Source organism: Nocardia suismassiliense (genome assembly GCF_900269665.1).
Classification (GTDB): domain Bacteria; phylum Actinomycetota; class Actinomycetes; order Mycobacteriales; family Mycobacteriaceae; genus Nocardia; species Nocardia suismassiliense.
This window is the reverse complement of record NZ_LT985361.1, coordinates 1,516,831-1,523,677: the sequence shown is the minus strand read 5'-3', so window position 1 is coordinate 1,523,677 and position 6,847 is coordinate 1,516,831. Positions and strand designations below refer to the sequence as shown.

The 6,847-nt window shown below is 70.2% G+C and carries 7 protein-coding genes; 1 reads left to right on the top strand and 6 read right to left on the bottom strand.

Annotated elements, in window-relative coordinates:
- Positions 1-1,305 (top strand): Hsp70 family protein (locus DBO33_RS06755; protein WP_234390720.1); only part of this gene is annotated, 1,305 nt, incomplete at its 5' end.
- Positions 1,306-1,388: 83 nt separating this feature from the next.
- Here the strand turns inward: DBO33_RS06755 and tsaD are convergent.
- Genes tsaD through alr form a run of 6 tightly spaced genes read right to left on the bottom strand, consistent with a single transcriptional unit; the run spans position 1,389 to position 6,399 of the window.
- Positions 1,389-2,432 (bottom strand): tRNA (adenosine(37)-N6)-threonylcarbamoyltransferase complex transferase subunit TsaD, encoded by a 1,044-nt coding sequence (gene tsaD / locus DBO33_RS06750; protein WP_107654253.1) that lies wholly within the window; start codon positions 2,430-2,432, stop codon positions 1,389-1,391.
- Positions 2,429-2,923 (bottom strand): ribosomal protein S18-alanine N-acetyltransferase, encoded by a 495-nt coding sequence (gene rimI, locus DBO33_RS06745; RefSeq protein ID WP_107654252.1) that lies wholly within the window; start codon positions 2,921-2,923, stop codon positions 2,429-2,431. The genes tsaD and rimI overlap by 4 nt, the downstream gene beginning before the upstream one ends.
- A gap of 4 nt (positions 2,924-2,927) precedes the next feature.
- Positions 2,928-3,623 (bottom strand): tRNA (adenosine(37)-N6)-threonylcarbamoyltransferase complex dimerization subunit type 1 TsaB, encoded by a 696-nt coding sequence (gene tsaB, locus DBO33_RS06740; protein WP_107654251.1) that lies wholly within the window; start codon positions 3,621-3,623, stop codon positions 2,928-2,930.
- Positions 3,624-3,678: 55 nt separating this feature from the next.
- A complete protein-coding gene (tsaE, locus tag DBO33_RS06735; RefSeq protein ID WP_107654250.1) occupies positions 3,679-4,125 on the bottom strand; it encodes a tRNA (adenosine(37)-N6)-threonylcarbamoyltransferase complex ATPase subunit type 1 TsaE in 447 nt (148 codons plus the stop codon).
- A complete protein-coding gene (locus DBO33_RS06730) occupies positions 4,118-5,209 on the bottom strand; it encodes an alpha/beta fold hydrolase (RefSeq protein ID WP_107654249.1) in 1,092 nt (363 codons plus the stop codon). The genes tsaE and DBO33_RS06730 overlap by 8 nt, the downstream gene beginning before the upstream one ends.
- Positions 5,206-6,399, bottom strand: coding sequence for an alanine racemase (alr, locus tag DBO33_RS06725; protein ID WP_407670601.1), 1,194 nt, complete (start codon positions 6,397-6,399; stop codon positions 5,206-5,208). Before alr ends, DBO33_RS06730 begins: the two co-directional genes overlap by 4 nt.
- Positions 6,400-6,847: the final 448 nt, after the last annotated feature.

Sequence of the window (6,847 nt, the reverse complement as noted above, 5' to 3'; positions counted from 1 at the left end):
CCGCCGACCAGTCGCCCGCCCACCAGCGTCGCCGTCGCGTACCGCAGCAAGGAGCAGGCGCAGGCGATCCGCTCGGCCACCGGCAAGCAGCGGGAACTGCGGCTGGTCCCGGAGGGCACCGCGGCGCTGACCTACCTGCGCCACACCGGCCTGCTCGACCGCTACGACACCGTCGCCATCGTCGACCTCGGCGCGACCGGCCTCACCGTGACCGTCGCCGACCAGGCCGACGGCACCGTGCTCCGATCCGAGCGCACCATCGCGATCAGCGGCAACGCCATCGACGACCTCATCTACCACCACCTGGTCGATCTGCACTACGCCCGGCGCGGCACCCGCCCCAACCGCGGCATGCTGACCAACCGCGGCCGCGCGGCCAAGGAACACCTGTCCATCGCGCCCGCCGTCACCATCGACCACGTCGCAGGCCGGCCGCTCAAGCTGACCAGGGCCGACTTCGAGGAACTGATCTCCGACCTGCTGCGCGAGAGCGCCGTATTCGCAGCGGCGGTGTTCGCGCGGGCGCCCAAGTTCCCGCAGGCGGTCACGGTGATCGGCGGCGGAGCCAACATTCCCGCCGTCGTCGACACGCTCGGCGACCAACTCGACGTGCCGGTGTTCACCGTCGAGGATCCCGACGCCGTGATCGCGAAAGGCGCCGCGCTGGTTGCCGATTCGGTGCAGCCGTCGGTGTTCCCGGTGGCCGCGCTCGGCGCCGACGCGCCGGTCGGCACGTTCACCAAAGTGGTCGGCACCCTGGCGGGCGCGATCGTGGTGGTCGGGCTGATCATCGGCTACGGCGTGAAAACCTTCGCCCCCACCTCGGACGACGAGGTCTCCCCGGCAGGCACCACGAGCAGCGTGTCGCAGCTACCGCCGGCACCGGGCAACGGCGTGCCGCCCACCGGGGCGGGCACCTCGACCAGCGGGCGCAATCAGGAGAGCACCAATCGTGCGCCCGGCGGCAACCTTCCGTCGATCACGCAGGATCGCGGTCAGCCGTCGAACACCCCGACACCGGCCCCCATCAGCCCGCCGACCCAGCCCACGCTGCGCCCGGATCCCAACCTCCCGGTCATCCCGTTCCCCGAGCTGCTCGGACCGCTGTTCGGCAATTCCCTCGGCCCCCAGGCGGGTTCGTCCGACCAGGACAAGAACAAGCCCGGCACCCAGACACCCACCGCACCGAAGTCCGCGCCGACGCAGGCCCCGGCGCAGTCCCACCTGCCGGTGCTGCCACGACAGAATTCGGGTTCAGTGCGTCCCGGTGGGACGAATCCGGGACCGTCCGGCGAGACCGACTGATCCGCTCCCTCCAGGGCGCAGAGACCGCCTCTGGATTGCCCGGCCTACACCCTTTTCGAGGGCACAGAAGGCGGTTGGGCGGTTCAGCTGACGCGGCTGATGGAGACGGGAAGACCGGGGTCGGTGGCGACCGTCAGCGCGGACGGTTTTGCGCCGCCTGCGATTACGTGGGCGCCCAGTGCGGCGATCATTACCCCGTTGTCCGTGCACAAACGCGGCTTGGGCACGCGCAGCGTCAAACCGGCGGCCGCGCAACGCTCCTCGGCCATCGACCGGATACGCGAGTTGGCGGTGGCGCCGCCGCCGAGCACCAGCGTGTCCACGCCGACGTCCTGCGCCGCGCGCACCGCCTTCATGGTGAGCACGTCGGCGACCGCCTCCTGGAACGACGCCGCGATGTCCGGGATCGGCAGGTCCTCGGCGGTCAGCCCGCTGCGCTGCGCGGACTCGACATACCGGGCGACAGCGGTCTTCAAGCCGGAGAACGAGAAGTCGTAGCGCGCGTCGCGCGGACCGGTCATGCCGCGCGGGAAGGCGATCGCCCGCGAATTGCCCTTGGCCGCAGCGGCATCCAGCGCGGGACCACCGGGGAAACCGAGTCCGAGCAGCCGCGCCACCTTGTCGAACGCCTCGCCCGCCGCGTCGTCGACGGTGCTGCCGAGCTCGACGATCGGCTCGGCCAGATCGGTGACGTGCAGCAGATGGGTGTGCCCGCCGGACACGAGCAGCGCCACGCACGGCGGCATCGGACCGTGCTCCAGCGTGTCCACCGCGACATGCCCGCCGAGATGATTCAGCGCGTAGAACGGCACATCCCACGCCGCCGCATAGGCTTTGGCAGCCGCGACACCGACCAGCAGCGCGCCGGCCAGGCCGGGGCCGATGGTCACGCACAGTGCGTCGGGCTTGGCGATCCCCGCTGTGGCGAGCGCCCGGCGCATGGCGGGCACGATCGCCTCCAGGTGCGCGCGCGACGCGATCTCGGGCACCACACCGCCGAAGCGCGCGTGCTGGTCCACGCTGGAGGCGACCTCGTCGGCGAGCAGCTCACAGGAACCGTCGTCGTGCCTGCGCACGATGCCGACTCCGGTTTCGTCGCAGGAACTTTCGATGCCCATGATGATCACGAGAGGACCTCGTCCGGGAGAGGAAGCGCGCTGAGCGCGGGCCTGCGCATGGTGTAGGCGTCGGCGCCGCTGGGATGGTAGTAGTTCTTGCGCAAGCCGATGATGTGGAAGCCGTGCTTGGCGTACAGCGCGATTGCAGGCGTGTTGTCGGTGCGTACCTCGAGGAACACCGGCCCGCCGCGCTTGCCCGCCTCGGCGAGCAGCGCCTCGAGCAGCAACGTGCCGATGCCCGCGCGCAGACAGGTCGGGTCGACACCGATGGTGTGTACCTCGGCCTCGGGGTGTTCGTCATCACCGAGCAGCGCGACACCGGCGTAGCCGACCATTCGCCCGTCCCCGTCGCGGGCGGTGATGTAGCGATTGTGCGGTGCGGCCAGTTCCGACTGGAACGCCACCGCGTGCCAGGGATCGTCCTCGGGAAACAGCAGCTGCTCGAGTTCGACGCAGCGCTCGATGTCCGCGGCGACCATCGGCTCGATTCGGATGCTCACCGGGTCACGCTCCCGTCCGGTCGAGCGCGCGGTAGCTCTTCTCGACGGCATCGGGCCTGCGCAGGTACAGCGGAACCAGTGCCGCGGGCACCGCGAGCGCGAGCAGGTCGGCCGCGGCGGCCTGCACCAGCCCGGCGGGCGAGGGCGTCTCCACCGGGAGCACGGGTAGGTCGAAGAAGTCGACATGCGAGGCGGATCCGGCGACCACCGTGGCCTGTGCCATATCCACGTCGCTCGGCTTGGCGACGTCCGGCCCCGCGACGCGCACTCCGTCGCGGTAGCGCGCCCAGTACACCTCGCGGCGGCGCGCGTCGGTGACCACCAGCAGCTCGCTGCCCGGTGTGAGGTCGGACACCGCGTCGGCGGCGATCGCGTCGAGACTGCACACGCCGTACACCGGAAGTCCCAGCGCGTCACCGAAGGCCGCGGCCGTCGCCATGCCGACGCGCAAACCGGTGAACGGACCGGGGCCGATACCGACCACGATCGCGTCGATGTCAGCCCTGGAACGGTCTGCCTCGGTGAGACATTCGAGGATCTGCGGGGTCAGCACCTCGGCATGCGCGCGGGGGTCGACGCGGACGCGGGAGGCGAGCGTGCGCGCCTTCGCCGGGACGGCGGCGCCCGGTGCGGCCTGCTCCAGTTCCACCAATCCCGCTGTCACGGCGGGTGTCGCGGTGTCGACACTTAATACCAGCATGATTGACCCAACGATACCGGTTGGTAGCTGCCGTCGGTGCGGAGCTACCTGGTAGTTAATCGACCCATTCCCATTCGGCGGTGCGCACGTCCGAATCCGGTTCGCGCGAGAGCAGCACCCGCAGGTGCCGGTCGGTCAGGTGTTCCACGACCCCGCGACCCCACTCCACCACGACCACCGCTTGATGCAGATCGGTGTCGAGGTCGAGGGCGTCCAGCTCGTCCAGGTCGCCGCCGAGCCGATAGGCGTCCACGTGCACCAGCGGCACCGCGCCGTCGCGCTCGCCGGCCCGGTGCTGGCGGGCGATGATGAAGGTCGGTGAGCTGACCCGGCCCTGCACGCCGAGGCCCGCGGCGATGCCCCGGGTGAGCGCGGTCTTGCCCGCGCCGAGCGGGCCGTCCAGCACCACCAGGTCCCCTGCGCCGAGGCCGGCGGCGAGCTCGCGGCCGAGCGCCTCGGTATCGGCGACGGTGGGCAGGATCCGCTGCTGCCGATCAGCCACTTGTCACCTCCGAGACGCTGTCCTGCGTCGACTCGATCGCACCCGCGCGCACGAGCAATCGATCGAGCGCGTCGTTGACGATATCCGGGAACTGCAGGTGCGGCATGTGCGCCGCGTCGTCGAAGCGGATCAGTTCACGGTTCGGCAGCTGGCGGGCCAGCGCCAGCGAGTTGCGGAACGGGATCACCAGGTCGTGCACGCCGCCGAGCACCAGCACCGGCAGCGGCGCGATGGTGGGCAGCGCGGCCGATTCGTCGTGCAGCTCGATGGCTTTCAAGAATTTCACCACGGTCTCGACCGGCGTCCGGTCGATCATCATGGTGGTGAACCGGGACAGCGTGGGACTCACCGGGCCGTGGAACGAGCTGACGTGCAAGATCGGCGAGATCACGTGGCGCGCAGTGGTTCGCCCCGCCTGGGCCAGCGCCGGTGCGGCGAGCACGGCCATCCGCACCCGGTCCATCGCGGGATTGCTCAGCAACTGCGTAATGCCCGTCTCGGTGACCTCGGCGGCCGCCGTGCAGAACAGCGCGACCCCGATCACCCGCTCCGCGAACAACTCCGGGAACTGTGCGGCGGCGGCGAGCACCGCCATGCCACCCAGCGAATGACCGACCAGCACCACCCGGCCGGTCGGCGCGCTCGCCCTGATCACCGCGGCGAGATCACGGCCGAGCTGGGCCACGGTGCAGCTGTCGGTCTTCGGCGTGCCCGAGCGGCCGTGCCCGCGCAGGTCGAACAGCACGATCCGCGCGCTTGCGCCCCAGCGCTTTTCGAGGTCGCGGCGCTGAAAGTGGAAGGACTCCATGGTGTTGCAGAAGCCGTGCACGAAGATCACGGTGACCGGCGCGTCGGCGGGCCCGCATTCGCGGGTGGCCAGGCGCACACCGTCCTCGGTGAGCACCGCGCCGGACCGGTCCTCGTCGATGAGATCGAAGTTCTCGTCGCGATATTCGTCGCGGCGAGCGGGCCAGAGCACCCGCGAGCCCATCCGGCGCAAAGCGTGCGCACCGGCCAGCGCGCCGACCACGCCCGCGGTGGCGAGGCCGCCGCGGACCGCGGTGATCCGGCGGCGGCGCTTCATCGGCCACCGCCTACATAGCGGCGGACCGCTCTGCCGCGCGGCGAGCAGACCACCTCGTAGTTGATCGTGTCGAGCCGGGTCGCCCAGTCCTCGGCGCGCGGTTCGTCCTGGCCGCCGCCGAACAGGACAGCCACGTCACCCTCGCGCACGTTCGCGGCGTTATCGCCGAGGTCGACGAGGAACTGGTCCATACAGACCCGGCCGACGTTCGGATGCCGGGCACCGCCGAGCCACACCTCGAATCGTCCACTCAGCGGCCGGAATACGCCGTCGGCATAACCCGCGGGGATCAGTGCGACCGTGGTGTCGCGCGGGGCGATCCAGGTGTGCCCGTAGGAGACACCCTCACCCGCCGCGACACGCTTGACCTGGACGACATGCGCCTGGAAGGTCATCGCCGGGCGCAGCCCGAAGTCACCGAGCTCCGGCACCGGGGACAGTCCGTAGACAGCGATGCCCGGGCGGACCATGTCGAAAGCGAGGTCCGGGCGGGTCAGCGTGGCGGGCGAGTTGGCCAGGTGCACCAGTTCCGGTTCCAGGCCGTGTTCCTTCGCGGCGGCGATGGCCTCCAGGAAGCGGTCGCGCTGCAGATTGTTGGTCGGGTGCTCGGGTTCGTCGCCACGCGAGAGGTGGGAGAAGATCGCGCGGAAACGCACCGCCTGCTCGTCGACCAGCGCCCGCAGCTCCGCCAGCGCCTTCGGGTACTCCTCCGTCGACAGGCCGTTGCGGTTGAGGCCGGTGTCCACCTTGAGGGTGACCGTCGCGGTGCGGCCCGTGTGCCGGGCCGCCGCTTCCACCGCGTGCAACTGCGAGAGCGAGGAGACGCCGATCTCGATGTCGGCGGTGATCGCGGCGGCAAAGTCGGCACTGGAATCGTTGAGCCAGCTCAAGATCGGCGCGGTGATCCCGCCCTGGCGCAGCAGCAACGCCTCATCGATCGTCGTGACCCCGAGCTGGGCGGCACCCGCGGCGAGCGCAGCCTTGCCGACCTCGACGGCGCCGTGGTTGTAGCCGTCCGCCTTGACGACCGCCATGACGGCGGCGTCGCCCGCGTGGTCGCGCAGGATGCGCACGTTATGGGCAATGGCATCCAGATCGACGACCGTCTCCACTTGCGCCTGCATGCCTGTTCCGCCTCTCCGGATATTCAAGCCGGACTCAGGTGCCACGATCGTGGCGCCGGCGCCCAGCGGTGAGATGGTGGGCGAGGTCAGCCCGTACCCGACGAGTTACCCATGTGCCTTCGATATCAGTTGTCCCGATGTGTTCGGTGGAAGTCTATTCGCGTGGCCACGCCTGGTTGTGGCGAGTGGTCGCGGCCGTGTCCTGCGGCACAGGCGGACCCGCTGGACTATTACGGCGGGAGATGCGACCTCCAGCTGCGCGGATCATGTCGAATTCGCCTTGGTGACGGGCTCGAACTCGCTGCCGAAGGTGCTGCTCCGCTGCGTCAGAGTTCGGGTCGGGCGAGTGCGCGCAGGGTGCGGACCGTCCCTTTTACACAACTGACGCAGCCGCCGGACGCGTAGGGGGAGAGCTCGGGGGGGGCCGAGGTGGTTAAAAAAAAGAGGGGGGGGGGGGAGGTGGGGGGGGGAGGGGTGGGGAGGTGAGTAGCTGTGGTGGAGAGGGGGAGGGTGG

Coding starts and splice junctions, on each gene's coding strand:
- tsaB (WP_107654251.1), bottom strand. CDS start 3,623: ATGCTGGTATTAAGTGTCGACACCGCGACACCCGCCGTGACAGCGGGA.
- DBO33_RS06730 (WP_107654249.1), bottom strand. CDS start 5,209: ATGAAGCGCCGCCGCCGGATCACCGCGGTCCGCGGCGGCCTCGCCACC.